Raw genomic sequence first — 23,629 nt, forward strand, 5'->3', positions numbered from 1 at the left:
CGTACCCTCAAAACTAGATAATGTCATTATCAAACTTGTTAGTTAAGTCCTCGACCGATTAGTATCAGTCAGCTCCACGTGTCACCACGCTTCCACCTCTGACCTATCAACCTGATCGTCTCTCAGGGGTCTTACTAGCTTAACGCTATGGGAAATCTCATCTTGAGGGGGGCTTCATGCTTAGATGCTTTCAGCACTTATCCCTTCCACACATAGCTACCCAGCCATGCTCTTGGCAGAACAACTGGTACACCAGCGGTGTGTCCATCCCGGTCCTCTCGTACTAAGGACAGCTCCTCTCAAATTTCCTGCGCCCACGACGGATAGGGACCGAACTGTCTCACGACGTTCTGAACCCAGCTCGCGTACCGCTTTAATGGGCGAACAGCCCAACCCTTGGGACCGACTACAGCCCCAGGATGCGATGAGCCGACATCGAGGTGCCAAACCTCCCCGTCGATGTGGACTCTTGGGGGAGATAAGCCTGTTATCCCCGGGGTAGCTTTTATCCGTTGAGCGATGGCCCTTCCATACGGAACCACCGGATCACTAAGCCCGACTTTCGTCCCTGCTCGACTTGTAGGTCTCGCAGTCAAGCTCCCTTATGCCTTTACACTCTTCGAATGATTTCCAACCATTCTGAGGGAACCTTTGGGCGCCTCCGTTACTCTTTAGGAGGCGACCGCCCCAGTCAAACTGCCCACCTGACACTGTCTCCGAGCCGGATCACGGCTCTAGGTTAGAATTTCAATACAGCCAGGGTAGTATCCCACCGACGCCTCCACCGAAGCTAGCGCTCCGGCTTCTCAGGCTCCTACCTATCCTGTACAAGCTGTACCAAAATTCAATATCAAGCTGCAGTAAAGCTCCACGGGGTCTTTCCGTCCTGTCGCGGGTAACCTGCATCTTCACAGGTACTATAATTTCACCGAGTCTATGGTTGAGACAGTGCCCAAATCGTTACGCCTTTCGTGCGGGTCGGAACTTACCCGACAAGGAATTTCGCTACCTTAGGACCGTTATAGTTACGGCCGCCGTTTACTGGGGCTTCAATTCAGAGCTTCTCCCGTAAGGGATAACCCCTCCTCTTAACCTTCCAGCACCGGGCAGGCGTCAGCCCCTATACTTCGCCTTGCGGCTTCGCAGAGACCTGTGTTTTTGCTAAACAGTCGCTTGGGCCTTTTCACTGCGGCTCTCCCGGGCATACACCCAAAAGAGCACCCCTTCTCCCGAAGTTACGGGGTCATTTTGCCGAGTTCCTTAACCATAGTTCTCTCGCTCACCTTAGGATTCTCTCCTCGCCTACCTGTGTCGGTTTGCGGTACAGGCACCTATTTCCTCGCTAGAAGCTTTTCTTGGCAGCGTAGAATCAGGAACTTCGGTACTATATTTCCCTCGCCATCACAACTCAGCCTTATGATGTGCGGATTTGCCTACACATCAGCCTAATTGCTTGGACGCGCATATCCAGCAGCGCGCTTACCCTATCTTTCTGCGTCCCTCCATTGCTCAAACGGAAATGAGGTGGTACAGGAATATCAACCTGTTGTCCATCGCCTACGCCTGTCGGCCTCGGCTTAGGTCCTGACTAACCCTGGGAGGACGAGCCTTCCCCAGGAAACCTTAGGCATACGGTGGACGGGATTCTCACCCGTCTTTCGCTACTCATACCGGCATTCTCACTTCTAAGCGCTCCACCAGTCCTTACGATCTAGCTTCAACGCCCTTAGAACGCTCCCCTACCACTGATACCATACGGTATCAATCCGCAGCTTCGGTGATACGTTTAGCCCCGTTACATTTTCGGCGCAGAGTCACTCGACCAGTGAGCTATTACGCACTCTTTAAATGGTGGCTGCTTCTAAGCCAACATCCTGGTTGTCTAAGCAACTCCACATCCTTTTCCACTTAACGTATACTTTGGGACCTTAGCTGGCGGTCTGGGCTGTTTCCCTCTTGACCACGGATCTTATCACTCGTAGTCTGACTCCTATGGATAAGTCATTGGCATTCGGAGTTTGACTGAATTCGGTAACCCGTTGGGGGCCCCTAGTCCAATCAGTGCTCTACCTCCAAGACTCTAACACATAAGGCTAGCCCTAAAGCTATTTCGGGGAGAACCAGCTATCTCCGAGTTCGATTGGAATTTCTCCGCTACCCACACCTCATCCCCGCACTTTTCAACGTGCGTGGGTTCGGACCTCCATTCAGTGTTACCTGAACTTCATCCTGGACATGGGTAGATCACTCGGTTTCGGGTCTACGACCACGTACTATATCGCCCTATTCAGACTCGCTTTCGCTGCGGCTCCGTCTCTTCAACTTAACCTTGCACGGGATCGTAACTCGCCGGTTCATTCTACAAAAGGCACGCCATCACTCGTTAACGAGCTCTGACTATTTGTAAGCACACGGTTTCAGGTTCTCTTTCACTCCCCTTCCGGGGTGCTTTTCACCTTTCCCTCACGGTACTGGTTCACTATCGGTCACTAGGTAGTATTTAGCCTTGGGAGATGGTCCTCCCAGATTCCGACGGAATTTCACGTGTTCCGCCGTACTCAGGATCCACTCAAGAGGGAACGAGGTTTCAACTACAGGGTTTTTACCTTCTTTGACGGACCTTTCCAGGTCGCTTCATTTACCCCGTTCCTTTGTAACTCCGTATAGAGTGTCCTACAACCCCAAGAGGCAAGCCTCTTGGTTTGGGCTATCTTCCGTTTCGCTCGCCGCTACTCAGGAAATCGCTATTGCTTTCTATTCCTCCAGGTACTTAGATGTTTCAGTTCCCTGGGTCTGTCCTCAGTACCCTATGTCTTCAGGTAAAGATACTACTCCATTACGAGTAGTGGGTTTCCCCATTCGGAAATCTCCGGATCAAAGCTTACTTACAGCTCCCCGAAGCATATCGGTGTTAGTCCCGTCCTTCATCGACTCCTAGTGCCAAGGCATCCACCGTGCGCCCTTTCTAACTTAACTAATTTTAAAACTAATTGAATTAAACTTACGCAGTTTAATGAATGACATTATCTAGTTTTCAAGGTACAAAGTTGAGAGTGAACTCTCAAAACTAAACAAAACAATGAAGAAACATTTTCATACATGAACCATCGGTTCATGATGTCTCCATAGAAAGGAGGTGATCCAGCCGCACCTTCCGATACGGCTACCTTGTTACGACTTCACCCCAATCATCTGTCCCACCTTAGGCGGCTGGCCCCTAAAAGGTTACCCCACCGACTTCGGGTGTTACAAACTCTCGTGGTGTGACGGGCGGTGTGTACAAGGCCCGGGAACGTATTCACCGCGGCATGCTGATCCGCGATTACTAGTGATTCCGGCTTCATGTAGGCGAGTTGCAGCCTACAATCCGAACTGAGAATAGTTTTATGGGATTAGCTCCACCTCGCGGTCTTGCAACCCTTTGTACTATCCATTGTAGCACGTGTGTAGCCCAGGTCATAAGGGGCATGATGATTTGACGTCATCCCCACCTTCCTCCGGTTTGTCACCGGCAGTCACCTTAGAGTGCCCAACTAAATGCTGGCAACTAAGATCAAGGGTTGCGCTCGTTGCGGGACTTAACCCAACATCTCACGACACGAGCTGACGACAACCATGCACCACCTGTCACTCTGTCCCCGAAGGGAAAGCCCTATCTCTAGGGTTGTCAGAGGATGTCAAGACCTGGTAAGGTTCTTCGCGTTGCTTCGAATTAAACCACATGCTCCACCACTTGTGCGGGCCCCCGTCAATTCCTTTGAGTTTCAGTCTTGCGACCGTACTCCCCAGGCGGAGTGCTTAATGCGTTAACTTCAGCACTAAAGGGCGGAAACCCTCTAACACTTAGCACTCATCGTTTACAGCGTGGACTACCAGGGTATCTAATCCTGTTTGCTCCCCACGCTTTCGCGCCTCAGCGTCAGTTACAGACCAGAAAGTCGCCTTCGCCACTGGTGTTCCTCCAAATCTCTACGCATTTCACCGCTACACTTGGAATTCCACTTTCCTCTTCTGCACTCAAGCTTCCCAGTTTCCAATGACCCTCCCCGGTTGAGCCGGGGGCTTTCACATCAGACTTAAGAAACCGCCTGCGCGCGCTTTACGCCCAATAATTCCGGACAACGCTTGCCACCTACGTATTACCGCGGCTGCTGGCACGTAGTTAGCCGTGGCTTTCTGGTTAGGTACCGTCAAGGTGCCAGCTTATTCAACTAGCACTTATTCTTCCCTAACAACAGAGCTTTACGACCCGAAGGCCTTCATCGCTCACGCGGCGTTGCTCCGTCAGACTTTCGTCCATTGCGGAAGATTCCCTACTGCTGCCTCCCGTAGGAGTCTGGGCCGTGTCTCAGTCCCAGTGTGGCCGATCACCCTCTCAGGTCGGCTACGCATCGTCGCCTTGGTGAGCCGTTACCTCACCAACTAGCTAATGCGCCGCGGGCCCATCTGTAAGTGATAGCCGAAGCCATCTTTCAATAAAGGAACAGGAGTTCCTTTATGTCATCCGGTATTAGCTCCGGTTTCCCGAAGTTATCCCAGTCTTACAGGTAGGTTGCCCACGTGTTACTCACCCGTCCGCCGCTAACTAACGGGAGCAAGCTCCCATTAGTCCGCTCGACTTGCATGTATTAGGCACGCCGCCAGCGTTCGTCCTGAGCCAGGATCAAACTCTCCATAAAAGTTAAGTTTAAATCTTGTATTGCTCAAAAAACTAATAATTGACGTTTACTTCATGTTTTGTTTAGTTTTCAAAGTTCATTTTGTCGTCCATATCTCTTGGCGACTTCTATATAATAACAAATCCAACAACCTTGGTCAATAGTTTTTATAATATAATTTCAAAAAAAATAAACAAAACATTGTGCTTCATTAAACTCCCCTTCACGACAGCATTTTCCCCCTTGTCTAAAGTAGTACAAATAATGTAGGTATACTAATCAAAATAAAATAAGTAAGCGCCGGAAACAAATTGTGGAAAGTGTTTCCGGCGCTTACTCTTTCTGGCTTTAATGATTCATCAGTATACAGTCAAAAAAAAGAGAGAACCTAATTATGTCCTCTCTTTTTTAGTAACCGCTCAATTATTCTTCTGTTGTTTCAATTTCATCTTCGTTTTCAAGAGTCGTTAATTCATCTTCATTTTCAGCTTCTTCATCAATTACCTCTTCTTCTTTTGCAGCAATTGCTACAGTCGCAACATGACCTTCTTGATCAAGTTTTATTAATTTAACACCTTGGGTAACTCGACCTAAACGTGAAATTTGTTCAATTGGCATACGGATCATTACACCAGACTCAGTAATTAACATTAAATCCTGTTCATCACTTACACATTTTAATGAAATCATTTTACCATTTTTATCTGTAACATTTAGCGTTTTTAAACCTTTACCACCACGGCTTTGAATACGGTATTCTTCCTGTGCAGTTCGCTTACCATAACCAAGTTCCGTAACAACAAGAATATCTAAGTGTTCTTCAACAACTTCCATTCCAACAACATAATCATCATCAGAAAGTGTAATTGCTTTAACACCCGTTGCCGTTCTTCCCATTGATCTAACATCGTCTTCATTAAAGCGAATCATCATACCTTTTGAAGTACCGACAACAATATCTTTTGTTCCGTCAGTTAGACGTACTGATATTACGTCATCATCTTCTTTTAAATTAATTGCAATTAACCCGTTAGTACGAATGTTTGCAAAGGCAGATAAAGGTACACGTTTTGCTATTCCTTGTTTTGTTGTAAAGAATAGGTACCAATCCTCTAAAAATTCACTTACTGGAATAATAGCGTTAATATTTTCATCTCGGTCAATTTCTAGTAAGTTTACGATCGGTAATCCTTTAGCAGTACGACTAAACTCTGGAATCTCATAACCTTTTGAACGGTATACTTTTCCCTTATTCGTAAAGAATAAAATTGTATCATGTGTTGAAGGTGTTAGTAAGTGTTCTAAGAAGTCATCATTATTAGTACCCATTCCTTGAATACCACGTCCACCTCTACGTTGAGATCGGTAAGTAGAAACTGGAAGACGTTTAATATATCCATTATGAGTTAAACTTACAATGATATTCTCCACTGGTATTAAGTCTTCATCTTCAATGATTTCAAGTCCACCAGGAACAATTGCTGTTCTTCGTTTATCATTATACTGCTCTTTTAGCTGAGTTAATTCTTCTCGAATTATTTCAAGAACTCTTTCCTCATCCGCAAGAATTGCTCTTAATTCTGCAATTAACTTGATTAGCTCTTGATATTCTTCTTCAATTTTTTCGCGCTCTAAACCTGTTAAACGTTGTAACCTCATATCTAAAATTGCTTGTGCTTGCTTTTCAGATAAATTAAAAGTTTCCATTAAACCATTTTTAGCAATTTCTCCTGTTTGAGAAGCTCTAATTAAACTAATTACCTCATCTAAATGGTCTAAAGCAACCTTCAAACCTTCTAAAATATGTGCACGCGCTTCTGCTTTTTCTAACTCAAACTGTGTTCTACGTTTAATAACAACAATTTGATGGTCTAAATAGTGTTTTAAACAGCTCTTTAGGGATAGAACTTTTGGTTCACCATTTACAAGTGCTAATAAATTAATACCAAAACTTGTTTGAAGAGCAGTTTGCTTATATAGATTATTTAAAAGTACATTTGCGTTCGCGTCTCTTCTAACTTCAATGACAATACGCATACCATTTCGATCAGATTCATCGCGTAAATCAGTAATACCTTCTATTTTCTTATCTCGAACTAGTTCAGCAATTCGTTCAACAAGCTTAGCTTTATTTACTTGATATGGTAACTCTGTAACAATTATTGTTTGTCTACCATTTGCTTTTTCTTCAATTTCAACTTTTGCCCTAATAATGATAGAGCCTTTACCAGTTTCATAGGCCTTGCGGATACCGCTTTTACCTAGAATCATACCTGATGTAGGAAAATCTGGCCCCTGAATATATTCCATTAATTCTTGTGTAGTGATTTCTGGCTCTTTACTTAATGCAAGAACACCATCAATTATTTCACCTAATTGGTGCGGAGGAATATTTGTGGCCATACCAACCGCTATACCCGTTGCTCCGTTTACTAACAAGTTAGGGAATCGTGCAGGAAGAACGATTGGCTCTCTTTCTGAACCATCGTAGTTATCTTGAAAATCAATCGTGTTTTTATTAATATCACGAATCAATTCCATCGAAATTTTAGACATTCTAGCCTCTGTATAACGCATCGCCGCTGCCGCGTCTCCATCGACTGATCCAAAATTCCCATGGCCATCTACTAACATATATCTGAAGTTAAAGTCCTGAGCCATACGTACCATTGTTTCGTATACAGCAGAGTCACCATGTGGGTGATACTTACCAATTACTTCACCAACGATACGCGCTGACTTTTTATAGGCTTTATCAGCTGTCATACCTAAATCATTCATTGCATATAAAATTCTTCTATGTACAGGCTTAAGACCGTCTCGTACATCTGGTAACGCTCGAGAAACAATTACACTCATTGCATAATCTAGGAAGGAATTACGCATTTCATGACTAATATTTATTTCTTTAATTTGTTGATTTTCACTCAACATCGGCACCTCCCTTTAGTTTCCGTATCTACCTGAGAAAAGGAGCATAATGCTCCTTACAACTACTTATTAAATATCTAAATTCTTTACATACTTAGCGTTATCTTGAATAAAGTTACGTCTTGGCTCTACTTTTTCACCCATTAATGTTTCAAATGTTTCATCCGCTTCGATCGCATCTTGTAGGTTAACTTGTAGTAACGTTCTAGTTTCTGGATTCATTGTAGTTTCCCATAACTGTTCAGGGTTCATTTCACCTAAACCTTTATATCGTTGGATAACAGGTTTTGGTACTGCATTTAAAGTCGACATAATTTCATCCATTTGTCGATCATTATAAGCATATTGTATTTTTTTCCCTTGCTGGATCTTATATAAAGGTGGTTGAGCAATATAAATATAACCACTTTCAATGATTTGACGCATATAACGATATAAGAACGTTAACAATAAAGTACGAATGTGGGCACCATCTACATCAGCATCCGTCATCAATATAATTTTATGATATCGTGCTTTCTCGATATCGAAATCATCACCGATTCCAGTACCAAAAGCAGTAATCATTGAACGAACCTCGTTATTTGATAAAATTTTATCAAGTCGAGCCTTTTCTACATTAATAATTTTTCCACGTAAAGGAAGAATTGCTTGGAAGTGGCGATCTCGTCCTTGTTTAGCACTTCCACCCGCTGAGTCACCCTCAACGATATAAATTTCACTAATAGAAGAATCTTTTGAAGAACAATCAGCTAATTTCCCAGGTAAACTTGATACTTCTAAAGCACTTTTTCTTCTTGTTAATTCACGAGCCTTTTTAGCAGCAACTCGAGCCCTAGCCGCCATTAAACCTTTTTCAACTATTTTTTTAGCCTCTGTCGGATTCTCTAATAAAAACTTTTCAAGGTTTTCTCCAAAAACTTGCTCTGTAATCGTACGAACTTCACTATTACCCAACTTAGTTTTTGTTTGTCCCTCAAACTGTGGATCTGGATGTTTAACAGAAACGATCGCCGTTAATCCCTCACGTACATCCTCACCCGATAAGTTGCTATCTTGTTCCTTAATTAAACCATTCTTACGACCATAATCATTAATAACACGAGTTAAAGCTGTTTTAAATCCAACCTCGTGCGTACCACCTTCATGTGTATTAATATTATTCGTGAAAGAGTAAATATTACTTGTATAGCTTTCGTTATATTGAAGTGCAATTTCTACACTAATTCCATCTTTTTCACCAATCACAAAAATTGGTTCGTCATGTATTACTTCTTTAGAACGATTTAAATGTTCAACGTAAGATTTAATTCCACCTTCGTAATGGAATTCTTTCTTTTGTTTGTTTTCTCTACGGTCTTCGATTGTTAAGCGAATACCTCTATTAAGGAACGCTAATTCTCTTAAACGGTTTGCTAATGTATCAAAGTCATAAACTGTTGTTTCAGTGAAAATTTCTGCATCAGGTTTGAAATGAGTAATTGTACCCGTAACATCAGTTTCACCAACGATACTCATATCTGCAACAGGTATACCTTTAGAAAATTGTTGATAATAAATAGTACCTTCACGATGTACATGAACTTCTAGCAAAGTAGACAAAGCATTTACTACTGATGCACCTACCCCGTGTAATCCACCAGATACCTTGTATCCACCACCGCCAAATTTTCCACCCGCATGAAGTACCGTCATAATTACTTCTAGTGCAGGTCTACCCATTTTTTCATGGATACCTACTGGAATCCCACGGCCATTATCTTTAACTGTAATACTATTATCTTCTTCAATTATTAAATTAATCTCATCACAGTATCCAGCCAATGCCTCATCAATACTGTTATCAACGATTTCCCATACTAAGTGATGTAATCCTTTTCCGCTCGTAGAACCGATATACATACCCGGTCTTTTACGTACGGCTTCTAAACCTTCAAGAACTTGAATCTGATTTTCATCATAATTATGTTCTTGCATTTTTTGATCCATTGTCATGAACACTCACCTACTTTTTTTATTTTACATAAAAGAATTAGTAAATTTCAGCTATGCTTACTAGGCGGCGTAGTAGAAATTTCATAAATTATTTATCGAGAAGTACTTATAATTGTTCCATGTGAAACATTTATAATATTAGCTTGTTTTATCGTTTCGTGCTGAATTCCGTCGACACTTGTTGTTGTAACAAAAGTCTGTACTTTATTTTGAATTGCATTTAATAAGTGTGTTTGACGATAGTCATCTAGCTCTGAAAGAACATCATCTAATAAAAGAATAGGATATTCTCCAACTTCCTCTTTAATCAGTTCAATTTCTGCTAGTTTTAATGAAAGAGCTGTTGTCCGCTGCTGTCCTTGCGATCCAAAAGTTTGAACGTTTTTATCGTTTACCATAAAAACTAGGTCATCTCTATGCGGACCAAGCAATGTAGTACCTCTTGATACTTCACGCTCTTTTTCAGCTTCGAATTGTTTTATGTACTCATCTTCCATTTTCGTCAAATGTGTTAAATCTGATACATTAATGCTTGGTTTATATATAATTTCTAGCTTTTCGGTCTCTCTAGAAATTTGACTATGAATAGGCGATGCCCAATCCTGTAGTAATTTGATGAACGAAATTCGTTTTTCAATTATTTTTACGGCATGTTTTACAAGCTGAGATGTTAGGACTTCAAGCATTAAATAGTTCCTATCTCGGCTGGTTTGTAATGTTTTTAGTAGTGAATTTCGCTGTTGGAGGATTCTTTGGTACTGACTCAGTTCATGTAGGTAAACAGGCGAAACTTGTCCTAGTTCCATATCTAGGAATTTACGACGCACTTGCGGACTACCTTTTACTAAGTGTAAATCTTCCGGTGCAAACATAACGACATTCATCACGCCTATATATTGACTTAACTTCATCTGTTCAAGATGGTTCAGCTTTGCTTTCTTACCTTTCTTTGAGAGGATTAGCTGTAGTGTTACTTGCTGATTTTTTTTCTGTAACGTACCCTTTATTGTACCATATTCTTCATCCCAACGTATCATTTCTTTGTCATTACTTGTTCGATGAGACTTTGTTAAAGCTAGCACATAAATGGATTCCATTAAATTTGTTTTACCTTGAGCATTCTCACCAATAATGACATTAACATTATTTTGAAAATTTAATTCAAGTTTTTCATAATTACGATATTGTTTTAGTTGTAAATCTTTAATATACAATGGGATTCCCCCAAAACTTATGAAGTTATAATATACAAACCTTTTCCAGTTATAGAAATTGTATCATTTAGGACTAATTTTTTTCCTCTTCTGTTCTCAGGTTCATTGTTCACAAAAATTTCATGCTCCGATAGAAACCATTTGGCCATTCCGCCTGTATCAATTACACCCGCAAGCTTTAAAAATTGACCTAATGTAATATACTCTGTATTTATTTTAACTTTTTCTGTTTTCATTTTTTATCACCCTCATTTATCCATTCCTTAATTGTACTAAACTTCTGTAAGAAAAAAAACACTTAACCCTTATTTTGTCTATTAAGTACAAAAAGACTGACCTAAATGTACTATGCACTCCCCAAACAAATTTGTAGAATAAATTCCTTATTCATTCTACTGGTTGGAGATTGCTAGTACATTCTATTAGGTCAGCCCCTTTCGATAGTATTTACTAACTAGTATGTGCGAACTGGTAAAATTAATTGCAATGTTCTTGAATCATTTACAGTACGAATTAAAAATGGTCTCATAGCCCCCGTAAATTGAATATAAATTTCTGGGCTTTCAATTGCTTTTAATGCATCCATAACATATTTGGCACTAAAAGAAATTTTTAACTCTTCGCCTTTAATATCCTCGCAAACAATCTCGTCTACTACTTTACCGATTTCAGGAGAATACGAAGAAACATTGACAACTGAGTTACCAACCGTTTCTAGGTGAACAACATTATTTCTACCTTCCCTTGCTAATAAAGAAGCACGATCAATAGCTTGTAAGAATTCTTTCGTCATTACAGTTAGTTCCGTTTTACTTTCACTTGGAATTAACTTTGATGTATCCGGATAATTTCCTTCTAATAATCGGGTAAAGAATAATAGATGTTTTGTCTTAAATAAAGCTTGATGTTCTGTTAAGACGATTTCAACTTTTTCATCATTGTCATCTAGAATTTTACTTAATTCATTTAGACTTTTCCCAGGAATTACTACGCTAGCTTTAAATTCACTTGTTGTAGAGCTTCCGTCAATTTTAGCCTGTCTTAAAGCTAGTCGGTGGCTATCTGTCGCTATACATGTTAGATCACCATTTTCGATTTTCCAGTTTACACCGGTTAAAATTGGTCTAGTTTCTGAAGTTGATACTGCAAAAACTGTTTGACGAATCATAAATTTTAATAAATCTGCAGAAATAGAAATTGTTTCATGTTCTTCAATTTGAGGAAGTAGTGGATATTCCTCAGAATCAAAGCCATTTAAGCTAAATTCAGTTTTTCCGGCTTTTATTGTTGTTACATAATTATTATCAGACTCTAGTTCGACAAAATCTGAAGGTAATTTTTTTACAATATCACTAAAATATCGAGCATTTAATACAATACTTCCAGTTTGTTTTACATCAACTAGTTGTTGGTCATCTAATACTGTTGGTAAATAAGATTCTATCGATATATCTGAATCACTACCTGTGAAAGTTAGTCCTTCATTTGTAACGACTAGTTTAATACCCGTTAAGATTGGAATAGTTGTTCTTGATGAAACAGCTCTCATAACCTCTTGTACAGCTTTAACAAGATGATCTTTTTGTACAGTAAATTTCATTGTTTGTACTCCTTATATAATTTATAAAATAATATAGTAATAGTAGTAGGACCTGTGAATTTGTGGATAACTCTATTTTATTAAAGAAAAATAAGTCTATCAACATGTGGATAGACTGTGTAAAAAAGATAGAAAGTTATGCACAGGTAAATAACTCTACTGATTTAATTTTTCATTGATTTCTTTAATTTGAGATTGCAGCTGTGAGTCATTTTCAATTAATTTTGAAATTTTTTCATGCGCATGAATAACAGTTGTATGATCGCGGCCTCCAAACTCTTCTCCTATTTTAGGTAAAGAATGGTCTGTAAGCTCTCTTGAAAGATACATTGCAATCTGTCTTGGGAAGGCTACGGATTTTGTACGTTTCTTTGCTTTAAAATCCTCTAATTTAATACTAAAAAATTCTCCAACTGTTCGTTGAATATCGTGTATTGATACTGTTTTAGGTTTTGTTGCTGTAATTAAATTCTTTAAGGCTTCAGCGGCCACACTAGCATTAATATCCTTATTAATTAACGATGAATAAGCAACTACGCGAATAAGTGCTCCCTCTAATTCACGGATATTTGTATCAATTTGATTTGCTATATATAACATTACCTCATTTGGAATATCTAACCCCTCGGCCTTAGCCTTTTTACGTAAGATCGCTATCCTAGTTTCTAAATCCGGTGGTGTAATGTCTGTAATAAGGCCCCATTCAAATCGTGAACGAAGTCGATCTTCTAATGTAGGAATTTCTTTAGGTGGTCGGTCACTTGAGATAATGATTTGTTTACTTTCTTCATGAAGAGTATTAAACGTATGGAAAAATTCTTCCTGTGTTTGTTCTTTTCCAGCTAAGAACTGAATATCATCTATAAGTAGTACGTCTACATTACGATATTTATTTCTAAATTCAATTGCTTTATTATCACGAATTGAATTAATGAACTCATTTGTAAACTTTTCTGATGATAAATAAACGACTTTGGCATTTGGATTATGCTCAAGTACATAGTGTCCAATTGCGTGCATTAAGTGGGTTTTTCCTAACCCAACGCCCCCATATATAAATAATGGGTTATAGGCTTTTGCAGGTGCCTCAGCAACCGCTAATGATGCTGCATGGGCGAAACGGTTACCTGAACCAATTACGAAAGTATCAAAAGTATATTTAGGGTTTAACATACTTTGATTGAACTCTACTGGTTCCTCAAATTTTACTTTTGCTTTAACTGCCGGTATATTCATCTCTATTTCTTCTACATGATTTTGAGGAAGGATAAACTTAATTTCTAATTCGGCTCCAGTTATTTCTAAAACTGTATCCATTATCAATGATGAGTACTTTGACTCAAGCCAATCACGGGCGAATTCATTTGGGGCAATAATTGTTAAAGTATCATTCTTTAAAGAAAATGCCTTTGTTGATTTTAGCCATGTTTCAAAGCTTGGTTTACTTATTTTTTTTTCTATTTCTGCTAGAACCCTGGACCACAGATCCCCTATATTCTCCAAACAGTAATCCCTCCTTACAAAGCTTGTTCAACTTTTGTACAAGCACACAAATTAAGTATTTATTTTTATTCATGTCTTTGAATATGCGTTATTTTATAAAACTGCAAAAAACCACTTTATTTGACAGTATTCACCCATGTGGATAACTTTAAAATGGTACAAGTGTAAAACCTGTCCACAAGTTATTAACATCTGTGGACAAATAAAAATAATAAACAACTTGTCCAAAGTGGAAAACAAATTAATAATATCAAAAATCTTTAGCTATTTCAATGAATAGTTAATGTTATCCACATGCTAATCCACTTGTTTAAAAAAATTGTCCACAGAAAAAGAACTTGTGTAAAAGTTGTCAGTAACTGCTGTGGGTAAAAAATATGTTGAAAAATATTATCCACAGAGCACTTAACAATTTTAAGAAAAGGGAAAGTAGTAGTTTTTTGTAGATTTTTTTATTCACTTAAAAGCACGTTTCAAAAAATCTTTCGACACCATTTTTTTGCTTAGATTAATCGTTTATAAATTTATTGGAGGGAAATGATAGGAGTAAATCGCATTTCTTATATTAAATTAGGTGACTTTATTTTATTTTTTTCCTATTAAAACTCACTGGATCAACCATTCTTCATAAATTGGAAATAATTATTCATCATGATTTAACATCTTACATTGACATTAATAGTAGTTATTCTTTATAATTTATAGGACTGTCTATAACAGTAATTCCTCAGGGAGGTGTCATATAATGAAAAGAACATTTCAACCAAACAAACGTAAACGCAGTAAAGTACATGGTTTCCGTAGCCGTATGAGCACTGCAAATGGACGTAAAGTTCTAGCTGCTCGTCGTCGTAAAGGAAGAAAAGTATTATCTGCGTAGGCCACTGTCAACAGTGGTCTTTTTCACTAATAAGAAGGCCTTTTTTGCTTTTATGTCACAATTTGTAAGTAAAAAAGGCCTCATTTTTTATAAAAAAATTGTTATGATAATTGAAGGAATCATTTGAGGTGTCAGTAGAACATGAACAAGAAAAACAGAATAAAAAAGAATGCAGATTTTAGTCGCGTTTTTCAAGAGGGATCGTCAACTGCAAATCGACAATTTGTAATCTATACATTAAAAAAGGAAGATCAAAAGCAATTTCGTATAGGATTATCTGTTAGTAAGAAGTTAGGTAATGCTGTAGAACGAAATCATATTAAGCGGTATATAAGACAAGCTCTTACTGAATTAAGTGATGATCTTCGTGTGAATATGGATTATGTTGTAATCGCAAGAAAGCCCTGTACTGAACTACCTTTTAATGAATTTAAAAAAAGTTTAATTCATGTATTGAAAAGGGCGGAAGCGCTTAAAATACGTGATTCAAAACATAAATTAGATAAAAATCAAATTAAGTAATTACATATTTAAATGTAACTTCTTAAAGGAGGAACTAGTTTGAAGACTAAGAAGTACCAATTGCTAGTTACAGTTCTTTTATTAGTAGTCGTGTTAGCTGGATGTTCGCAAACCAACCAACCGATTACATCTGAAAGTACGGGGATTTGGAATGAGTATTTCGTTTATCCACTATCATGGTTAATCACAGCTGTATCTAAAATTTTTGGTGGAAGTTATGGAATGTCGATTATCGTCGTAACACTTTTAATCCGTTTAGCATTACTACCGTTAATGATTAAACAAATTAAAAGCACGAAAGCGATGCAGTCAATCCAGCCTGAAATGGCCAAACTTAAAGAAAAATATTCTTCTAAGGACCAAAAAACTGTCCAAAAATTAAATGAAGAAACAATGAAGTTGTACCAACAACATGGTGTAAACCCACTATCTGGTTGTTTACCAATTTTTATTCAAATGCCAATCTTAATTGCTTTCTATCATGCAATTATGAGAACAATGGAAATTAAAGCCCATGACTTCTTATGGTTCCAATTAGGACATCCGGATCCAATTTATGCTTTACCAATCATCGCTGGTATTACAACTTTCATTCAACAAAAGGTATCAATGAGTACTGGTTCAATGACGGGACCTGCTGCTCAACAAATGAAAATCATGCTTTATGTTATGCCAATCATGATTTTAATATTTGCTGTTAGACTTCCATCTGCTTTAGCTTTATATTGGGTAGTTGGTAATACATTTATGATTCTTCAAACATTATTTGTTAATAGAGGTAATACTACCGTTAAAAATAACAATGTAGGAGGGGCTAGTAAGTGAGAGAAGTAACTGCTACTGGTCAAACAATCGAACAAGCAGTTCAAATAGCACTTCAGCAACTTAGTTCAACAGAAGAAGACGTAGAAATTACAGTAATCGAAGACGGCAAAAAAGGATTTTTAGGATTTGGTGCTAAACCTGCTAAAGTATTAGTTGTTAAAAAGAAGACTTTAATCGAAAAAGCATACGACTACCTTTTAAATATTGTTAAAAGTCTTGATGAAACTGCAGATGTAAATTTCGAATTGCAAGGTACGAAGGAACAAACCTTCTTATTTACAGTAAAGGGTGATAAAGTTGCCCTTATTATTGGAAAAAGAGGTAATACTTTAAATGCTCTTCAATTCTTAGTTCAAACATTTGTAAATCGTCATTCAAAACAATTGATTCATGTTGTCGTTGACGCAGAGAATTATCGATTAAAACGTAAGGAGTCACTAGAAATTCTTGCAAAAAAGACTGCTCAAACAGTTTTAAAAACAAGAAAAGCGATCTCTTTAGAGCCAATGCCTTCTTTCGAAAGAAAAATAATACATCATATACTGACAGATATGCCAAATATCTCTACAAAGTCTGTAGGGCAAGATCCACATCGTCAATTAGTTATAGATTTAAAGAAACCAATTAAGGGCTGAGCCTTAATTGGTTTTTTAATGTTCTTCATTCAAGTCATTTAAGTTTACTTGTACTTTCGTACGGTTATAATATAAAAACATTCAATTATAAAATTCTTTATGCTATGCTATAGATTTAGAAGTAACATGTTAACTTTAGTTTAACATGCTCCGAGGTGATTTTTTGATGGAATTCGATACAATTACAGCCATATCGACCCCAAAAGGTGAAGGTGCAATTGCCATCGTTCGATTAAGTGGCGATGAAGCTGTTCAAATAGCGAATAAATTATTTAAAGAAAAAGATTTAAATATAGTAGATTCACACACAATTCATTACGGACATTTAGTCGATCCAAGTTCCGGTAATACTGTTGAGGAAGTTATGGTCTCGATCTTAAGAGCCCCAAAAACGTTTACACGTGAAGATGTTGTCGAAATAAATTGTCATGGTGGAATTTTTTCGGTTAACAAAGTACTTGAATTAGTACTATCACAAGGGGCTAGATTAGCGGAGCCTGGTGAATTTACAAAAAGAGCATTTCTTAATGGACGAATCGACCTATCTCAGGCAGAAGCAGTAATGGACCTAATTCGTTCAAAGACTGACAGGGCAATGGCGATCGCAATGAATCAAGTAGAAGGTCGATTATCGAAGTTAGTTAATAGCTTAAGGCAAACATTACTTGAGATTTTAGCTCATATTGAAGTAAATATTGATTACCCTGAATATGATGATGTTGAAGAAATGACCAATACTGTTTTAATTGAAAAAGCAAAAACAGTTCGAGTTGAAATACAAAAACTGCTAGAAACATCAAAACAAGGTAAGATTTTACGTGAAGGACTATCTACTGTCATTATAGGTAGACCGAATGTTGGGAAATCATCACTTTTAAACACACTAGTTCAGGAAAGCAAGGCAATTGTTACTGATATTCCAGGTACAACGCGTGATGTTATTGAAGAATACGTAAATGTAAAAGGTGTACCATTACGCCTAATAGATACAGCCGGTATTCGTGAAACTAAGGATGTTGTCGAAGCAATCGGTGTTGAAAGATCTAAAAAAGTATTGAATTTGGCTGATTTAGTTTTATTTGTTTTAAATAATAATGAGCAACTAAGTGAAGAAGACCGTAAATTATTTGCCGAAATGAGCGGTAAAGATGTAATTGTGATCATTAACAAAACAGATTTGTCACAAAAACTTGATCTGAATGAAGTAAAAGCTTTAGTTGGTAATGCTACAATTGTTACGACTTCCTTAAAAGAAGAAAAAGGAATTGATGATTTAGAAAAAGCAATAGCCAACTTATATTTTGAAGGGCAAATTGAGGCACAAGATTTAACTTATTTATCTAATGCTAGACATATTGCGCTATTAAAACAATCAGAACATACAATTAATGATGCAATAGAGGCAATGAAAAATGGTATGCCGATTGACTTAGTACAGATTGACTTAACAAGAGCATGGGAATTGTTAGGTGAAATCGTTGGCGATACAGTTCAGGAAAGTTTAATCAACCAGTTATTTTCTCAATTCTGTTTAGGAAAATAAAATGGTTAGGAGGAGAAAAAATGAGTTTTGAAGCAGGCAATTATGATGTAATCGTTATTGGAGCTGGTCATGCTGGATGTGAAGCCGGTTTGTCATCTGCTCGAATGGGTGCAAAAACATTAATGCTGACAATAAATCTCGATATGGTCGCATTTATGCCCTGTAACCCATCAGTAGGTGGTCCTGCCAAGGGGATTGTTGTACGTGAAATTGATGCACTTGGCGGTGAAATGGGTCGAAATATCGATAAAACACATATTCAAATGAGAATGTTAAATACAGGTAAAGGTCCGGCAGTACGCGCATTGCGTGCTCAAGCGGATAAATTTGCTTATCAGCACGAATTAAAGAAAACCATTGAAAATACGGAGAATCTTACACTAAAGCAAGGTTTAGTAGAAAGATTAATTGTAGAAGATGGACAATGCACAGGTGTAATTACACAAACTGGTGCAATTTATCGTTCAAAGACAGTTGTCATTACAACTGGTACTTTCTTACGCGGAGAAATTATTGTAGGAGAATTAAAATACTCAAGTGGTCCTAATAATCAACAACCAGCAATTAAGCTTTCCGAGCACTTAGAGGAATTAGGAATTGAACTTGTTCGTTTTAAAACAGGTACACCTCCTCGTGTAAATAGTCATAGTATTGATTATTCAAAAACAGAAATACAACCTGGTGATGATGTACCTCGTGCATTTTCATTCGAAACAGAACCAGTTGAAACAGAACAAATTCCTTGTTGGTTAACTTATACAAGTGAGATTACACATCAAATCATCGACGATAACTTACACCGTTCGCCGATGTACTCTGGTATGATTAAAGGTACTGGGCCACGCTATTGTCCTTCTATTGAGGATAAAGTTGTTCGATTTAATGATAAACCGAGACATCAAATTTTCTTAGAGCCAGAAGGAAGAAATACTCAAGAAGTTTATGTACAAGGATTATCAACTAGTTTACCTGAAGATGTACAGGAAAAGATGCTTCGTTCGATTGCAGGTCTTGAAAATGTTCAAATGATGAGAACTGGATATGCAATTGAATATGACGCGATTGTACCCACTCAATTACGTCCAACATTGGAACTTAAGCAAATTAAGAACCTGTATACTGCTGGTCAAATTAACGGAACTTCGGGTTATGAAGAAGCAGCGGGTCAAGGTTTAATCGCAGGAATCAACGCTGCATGTCGTTCGCTAGATAAAGAAGAGTTAATTTTAGATCGCTCTGAAGCTTATATTGGTGTTTTAATAGATGACCTAGTAACGAAAGGGACAAATGAACCATACCGTCTTCTTACTTCTAGAGCAGAATATCGATTATTATTACGTCACGATAATGCTGATTTACGTTTAACTAAAATCGGTCAAAGACTTGGTTTAATAAATGATGAAAGATATGCAGAGTTTGAACAAAAGAAAATGTTAATTGAAGAAGAAATAGAGCGTTTAAAAGCAACGCAATTAAGACCGACAAAAGAAGTACAGGATTTAATTACAAAAAATGGTGGTAGCGAACTGAAAGATGGCATTCGTGCAGCAGATCTTTTACGTCGTCCTGAAATGCTTTATGAACATATTCATCTTATTGCTCCATCTGAAAAAGACTTACATTCAGATGTTAAAGAGCAAGTTGAAATACAAATTAAGTACGAAGGTTATATTGAAAAATCATTAAATCAAGTAGAACGTATGAAAAGAATGGATTTAAAGAAAATTCCTGAAAATATCGATTATCAAGCTATTCACGGCCTTGCTACTGAGGCAAGACAAAAGCTTGAGCAAGTGCGTCCTCTATCAGTAGGTCAAGCTTCTCGTATATCTGGTGTTAATCCAGCAGATATTTCAATTCTACTTGTTTATTTAGAACAAGGAAAAATTGCAAGAATATCGAACTAATAATAGATAGGGGTATTACTAGTGAATAAAGAACAATTTATCGCTGCTCTTAAAGATAAAGGAATCCATTTGTCTGATTTTCAATTAAAACAATTTGATATATATTTCCACACATTAGTTGAGTGGAATAATAAAATGAATTTAACTGCTATTACAGAAGAAGATGAAGTATATTTAAAGCATTTTTATGATTCAATTAGCGCTGCTTTTTATTTCGACTTCGCTGATGAAATTACTTTATGTGACATTGGTGCAGGAGCGGGCTTCCCCTCTATCCCAATTAAAATATGCTTTCCATCTATCAAATTAACAATCGTAGACTCCCTTCAAAAAAGGATTACATTTCTAGACCATTTAGCGAAGGAATTACAATTAGAGAATGTATCATTTATTCATGATCGAGCAGAAACTTTTGCTAAAAGAACTGGTATGAGAGAATTTTTCGATGTTGTAACTGCTAGAGCAGTTGCTAGAATGTCTGTGTTAACTGAATTGTGCTTACCACTTGTTAGACAAAATGGCCATTTTGTTGCACTTAAAGGTGCTGCTGGTCAAGAAGAGTTGGAAAAAGCAAATTATGCTATAAAAACACTTGGTGGAGAAGTTAAATCAATTAATCACTTCACTCTCCCAAGCGAAGATAGTGATCGAAATATTGTTATAGTAGAAAAGAAACGTAAAACGCCAACTAAGTACCCTCGCAAACCGGGTACCCCTGGTAAAGAACCATTAGAGGGTTAATATGATAAACTAACAAATGTTTCACGTGAAACATTTGTTATGTTTATTCTATTGTGAACGAAATTCTAAAAGGGTGGGAATCACATTGAAAAGCACATTATCTAGGTTATTTGGCTTATCAGAAAAAGAAATTAATGAAGATTCGGTTTCGAGTAATGAAGTTATTCGCCAAATTCCAGTATCGGACATTGTACCGAATCAGTATCAGCCTAGAACATTCTTTGATGATGAAAAAATTAAAGAACTAGCGCTAACGATTCGAACTCATGGTATTATTCAACCAATTGTTGTTAGGGAAATTAGACCAAACTTTTATGAAATAATTGCCGGGGAAAGAAGATTCAGGGCTGTTTCATCTTTAGGTTGGGATACAATTCCTGCAATTGTGAAAACGTTTAACGATACAGAGACTGCCTCCGTCGCTCTGATTGAAAATTTACAACGTGAAGAACTATCTCCTTTTGAAGAAGCCGTAGCTTACCAAAAACTAATTGATCTACATAATTTAACTCAAGAGGCTCTAGCTCAGCGACTAGGTAAAGGTCAATCGACTGTTGCAAATAAGCTGAGATTGTTGAAACTTCCTGAGGAAATACAACAAGCATTATTGGATAAGTCGATTACGGAACGTCATGCACGAGCACTTATTCCATTAAAGTTGCCTCAATTACAAATTACTCTTCTTCACGAAATAATTGAAAAACAGTTGAATGTTAAACAAACAGAAGAACGAGTAGTTACACTACTTACTGAGAAGAAACCGAAGGCTAAACGTAAATTTAAGGCCATAAGTAAAGACATTAGAATTGCGATGAATACGATTCGAGAATCTTTACAAATGGTTACTAAAACAGGTATGAATATTGATAGTCAAGAAGAAGAGCATGATGACTATTACCAGATAACAATTAAAATACCAAAAAAATAAACATTAAATTCACCTCTTTTCAGTGGTGAATTTTTTTTCATTTTTAAATCTAAGCACAACGATGAATCTATTCATGGTAAAATAGAAAATAAGAATTGTTTGTTGTGGAAGGAGTAGATTACATAGTGGTTAAAGTAATCTCTATAGCTAACCAAAAAGGTGGTGTTGGTAAGACTACAACATCTGTAAATTTAAGTGCTTGTTTAGCTCATTTAGGAAAAAAAGTATTACTAGTCGATATAGATCCTCAAGGTAATGCAACTAGTGGTATTGGAATTGAGAAAGCTGATGTGAATCAGTGTGTTTACAATGTATTAGTTGATGATGTTGAGGCGAAAAATGTCATTTTAAACACTGCTATTCCAAATTTTGATATTATTCCAGCAACAATTCAACTTGCTGGAGCAGAAATTGAATTAGTACCTACTATATCTAGAGAAGTACGATTAAAGCGTGCTTTAGATACAGTAAAAGGTAACTATGATTATATTTTAATAGATTGTCCTCCATCACTAGGGTTATTAACTTTAAACTCACTAACTGCATCTGATTCAATTATTATTCCAGTTCAATGTGAGTATTACGCACTTGAAGGTTTAAGTCAGCTATTAAGTACTGTACGTTTAGTACAAAAACATTTAAATAAAAATTTAGCAATTGAAGGCGTATTGTTAACAATGCTAGATGCTCGTACAAATTTAGGGCTCCAAGTTATAGAAGAAGTAAAAAAATATTTTCAAGATCGCGTCTATAAATCAATTATTCCAAGAAATGTACGCTTAAGTGAAGCACCAAGTCATGGTAAACCGATCATTACATATGATCCAAAGTCAAGAGGTGCAGAAGTATATCTCGATCTAGCAAAGGAAGTGATTGATAATGGCTAAAGGTTTAGGTAAAGGTATTGGAGCATTTTTTCAAGATATAAATCAGCAAGAAGAGTTAGTTCAGGAAATTGATCTAAAAGAACTTAGACCTAACCCATACCAACCTCGCAAAGTATTTGATGAGACTGCAATGTTAGAATTAACTCAGTCAGTGATTGAACATGGAATTCTTCAACCAATCATTGCTAGAAAAAGCATAAAAGGTTTCCAAATCGTTGCTGGAGAAAGACGATATCGCGCTGCAAAAAATGCGGGTTTAAATACAGTTCCAGTTATTGTAAGAGACCTTACTGAAGAGCAAATGATGGAGTTAGCTGTATTAGAAAATTTACAGCGAGATGATTTAAATCCTCTTGAAGAAGCTGAAGCATATCAAACTTTAATTGAACAATTACACTTAACACAAGAACAACTGGCAAAGAAACTTGGAAAAAGTCGTCCACATATTGCTAACTATTTAAGAATTTTAACTTTACCTAACTCTGTTCAAAAAATGGTTGAAGAAGGCACTCTCTCTATGGGACACGGAAGAGCACTTTTAGGACTAAAACGAAAAGGGTTAATTGAAGGTACCGCACTAAAAGTAATTGAAAAAAACCTAAGCGTTCGTGAGGTTGAAACGTTAGTCAATGATCTAAATGAAAATGTTTCACGTGAAACATCAAAGAAAACCCCAACTAAAAATATATTTTTTAGTGAGTATGAGGATCTTTTACAAGAAAAGTTCGGAACATCAGTTAAAATTAAATCGGCTAAAGATAAAGGGAAAATAGAAATCCAATTCTTTAACAAAGAGGATTTGGAGAGAATCCTTTCAATTATAAAATGAGTGACTCATAGGGAATATTAAATGTGTTGGC

16 protein-coding genes and 2 rRNA genes are annotated in these 23,629 nt (G+C 37.3%); 10 read left to right on the top strand and 8 right to left on the bottom strand.

Annotation, left to right across the window (positions count from 1 at the left end):
• Positions 1-38 precede the first annotated feature (38 nt).
• The 8 genes from V5E38_RS21195 to dnaA form a co-directional block, all read right to left on the bottom strand.
• Positions 39-2,976 (bottom strand): 23S ribosomal RNA (locus tag V5E38_RS21195).
• 153 nt (positions 2,977-3,129) lie between these two features.
• Positions 3,130-4,679, bottom strand: a 16S ribosomal RNA gene (locus V5E38_RS21200).
• Together the 16S and 23S rRNA genes form the textbook arrangement of a ribosomal RNA operon.
• Positions 4,680-5,081: 402 nt before the next feature.
• Positions 5,082-7,589 (bottom strand): DNA gyrase subunit A, encoded by a 2,508-nt coding sequence (gene gyrA / locus V5E38_RS21205; protein ID WP_499211352.1) that lies wholly within the window; start codon positions 7,587-7,589, stop codon positions 5,082-5,084.
• A gap of 69 nt (positions 7,590-7,658) precedes the next feature.
• Positions 7,659-9,578, bottom strand: coding sequence for a DNA topoisomerase (ATP-hydrolyzing) subunit B (gyrB, locus tag V5E38_RS21210; protein WP_097976508.1), 1,920 nt, complete (start codon positions 9,576-9,578; stop codon positions 7,659-7,661).
• Between the two features lie 98 nt (positions 9,579-9,676).
• On the bottom strand, positions 9,677-10,798 hold the full coding sequence (recF, locus tag V5E38_RS21215; protein WP_097976408.1) for a DNA replication/repair protein RecF: 1,122 nt from the start codon (positions 10,796-10,798) through the stop codon (positions 9,677-9,679).
• A gap of 17 nt (positions 10,799-10,815) precedes the next feature.
• Positions 10,816-11,034: an RNA-binding S4 domain-containing protein gene (gene yaaA / locus V5E38_RS21220; protein ID WP_499211353.1), complete on the bottom strand. Its 219-nt coding sequence runs from the start codon at positions 11,032-11,034 to the stop codon at positions 10,816-10,818.
• A gap of 218 nt (positions 11,035-11,252) precedes the next feature.
• A complete protein-coding gene (dnaN, locus tag V5E38_RS21225; RefSeq protein ID WP_097976410.1) occupies positions 11,253-12,398 on the bottom strand; it encodes a DNA polymerase III subunit beta in 1,146 nt (381 codons plus the stop codon).
• Positions 12,399-12,554: 156 nt separating this feature from the next.
• Entirely contained in the window at positions 12,555-13,901 is a 1,347-nt protein-coding gene (gene dnaA / locus V5E38_RS21230; protein WP_499211354.1) for a chromosomal replication initiator protein DnaA, read from the bottom strand.
• 745 nt (positions 13,902-14,646) lie between these two features.
• Between dnaA and rpmH the strand changes: the two genes are divergently transcribed.
• From rpmH to V5E38_RS21280, 10 genes are all read left to right on the top strand, one after another.
• Entirely contained in the window at positions 14,647-14,781 is a 135-nt protein-coding gene (gene rpmH / locus V5E38_RS21235; RefSeq protein WP_056467137.1) for a 50S ribosomal protein L34, read from the top strand.
• Between the two features lie 141 nt (positions 14,782-14,922).
• Positions 14,923-15,303, top strand: coding sequence for a ribonuclease P protein component (rnpA, locus tag V5E38_RS21240; protein ID WP_088012678.1), 381 nt, complete (start codon positions 14,923-14,925; stop codon positions 15,301-15,303).
• A gap of 39 nt (positions 15,304-15,342) precedes the next feature.
• Positions 15,343-16,128, top strand: a complete 786-nt coding sequence (gene spoIIIJ, locus V5E38_RS21245; protein ID WP_069033639.1) for a YidC family membrane integrase SpoIIIJ — start codon at positions 15,343-15,345, stop codon at positions 16,126-16,128.
• Positions 16,125-16,763: an RNA-binding cell elongation regulator Jag/EloR gene (gene jag / locus V5E38_RS21250; RefSeq protein ID WP_098859932.1), complete on the top strand. Its 639-nt coding sequence runs from the start codon at positions 16,125-16,127 to the stop codon at positions 16,761-16,763. The genes spoIIIJ and jag overlap by 4 nt, the downstream gene beginning before the upstream one ends.
• Positions 16,764-16,929: 166 nt before the next feature.
• On the top strand, positions 16,930-18,306 hold the full coding sequence (mnmE, locus tag V5E38_RS21255) for a tRNA uridine-5-carboxymethylaminomethyl(34) synthesis GTPase MnmE (protein ID WP_097976417.1): 1,377 nt from the start codon (positions 16,930-16,932) through the stop codon (positions 18,304-18,306).
• A gap of 20 nt (positions 18,307-18,326) precedes the next feature.
• Positions 18,327-20,213, top strand: coding sequence for a tRNA uridine-5-carboxymethylaminomethyl modification enzyme MnmG/GidA (gene mnmG, locus V5E38_RS21260; protein WP_499211355.1), 1,887 nt, complete (start codon positions 18,327-18,329; stop codon positions 20,211-20,213).
• 21 nt (positions 20,214-20,234) lie between these two features.
• On the top strand, positions 20,235-20,954 hold the full coding sequence (gene rsmG, locus V5E38_RS21265) for a 16S rRNA (guanine(527)-N(7))-methyltransferase RsmG (RefSeq protein WP_499211356.1): 720 nt from the start codon (positions 20,235-20,237) through the stop codon (positions 20,952-20,954).
• Positions 20,955-21,039: 85 nt separating this feature from the next.
• Positions 21,040-21,882 (top strand): nucleoid occlusion protein, encoded by an 843-nt coding sequence (gene noc / locus V5E38_RS21270; protein ID WP_499211357.1) that lies wholly within the window; start codon positions 21,040-21,042, stop codon positions 21,880-21,882.
• Between the two features lie 125 nt (positions 21,883-22,007).
• On the top strand, positions 22,008-22,769 hold the full coding sequence (locus tag V5E38_RS21275; RefSeq protein WP_025568951.1) for a ParA family protein: 762 nt from the start codon (positions 22,008-22,010) through the stop codon (positions 22,767-22,769).
• Complete coding sequence (locus V5E38_RS21280) at positions 22,762-23,598, top strand: ParB/RepB/Spo0J family partition protein (RefSeq protein WP_097976423.1); 837 nt, start codon at positions 22,762-22,764, stop codon at positions 23,596-23,598. The genes V5E38_RS21275 and V5E38_RS21280 overlap by 8 nt, the downstream gene beginning before the upstream one ends.
• Positions 23,599-23,629: the final 31 nt, after the last annotated feature.

The organism is Rossellomorea sp. GAMAL-10_SWC (assembly GCF_049568075.1).
GTDB lineage: Bacteria > Bacillota > Bacilli > Bacillales > Bacillaceae_G > Gottfriedia.

Bases quoted from the DNA above. Each gene is read 5' to 3' on its own strand.
- gyrB (WP_097976508.1), bottom strand. From the start codon at position 9,578: ATGGATCAAAAAATGCAAGAACATAATTATGATGAAAATCAGATTCAA.
- yaaA (WP_499211353.1), bottom strand. From the start codon at position 11,034: ATGAAAACAGAAAAAGTTAAAATAAATACAGAGTATATTACATTAGGT.
- dnaN (WP_097976410.1), bottom strand. From the start codon at position 12,398: ATGAAATTTACTGTACAAAAAGATCATCTTGTTAAAGCTGTACAAGAG.
- rpmH (WP_056467137.1), top strand. From the start codon at position 14,647: ATGAAAAGAACATTTCAACCAAACAAACGTAAACGCAGTAAAGTACAT.
- rnpA (WP_088012678.1), top strand. From the start codon at position 14,923: ATGAACAAGAAAAACAGAATAAAAAAGAATGCAGATTTTAGTCGCGTT.
- mnmE (WP_097976417.1), top strand. From the start codon at position 16,930: ATGGAATTCGATACAATTACAGCCATATCGACCCCAAAAGGTGAAGGT.
- mnmG (WP_499211355.1), top strand. From the start codon at position 18,327: ATGAGTTTTGAAGCAGGCAATTATGATGTAATCGTTATTGGAGCTGGT.
- V5E38_RS21280 (WP_097976423.1), top strand. From the start codon at position 22,762: ATGGCTAAAGGTTTAGGTAAAGGTATTGGAGCATTTTTTCAAGATATA.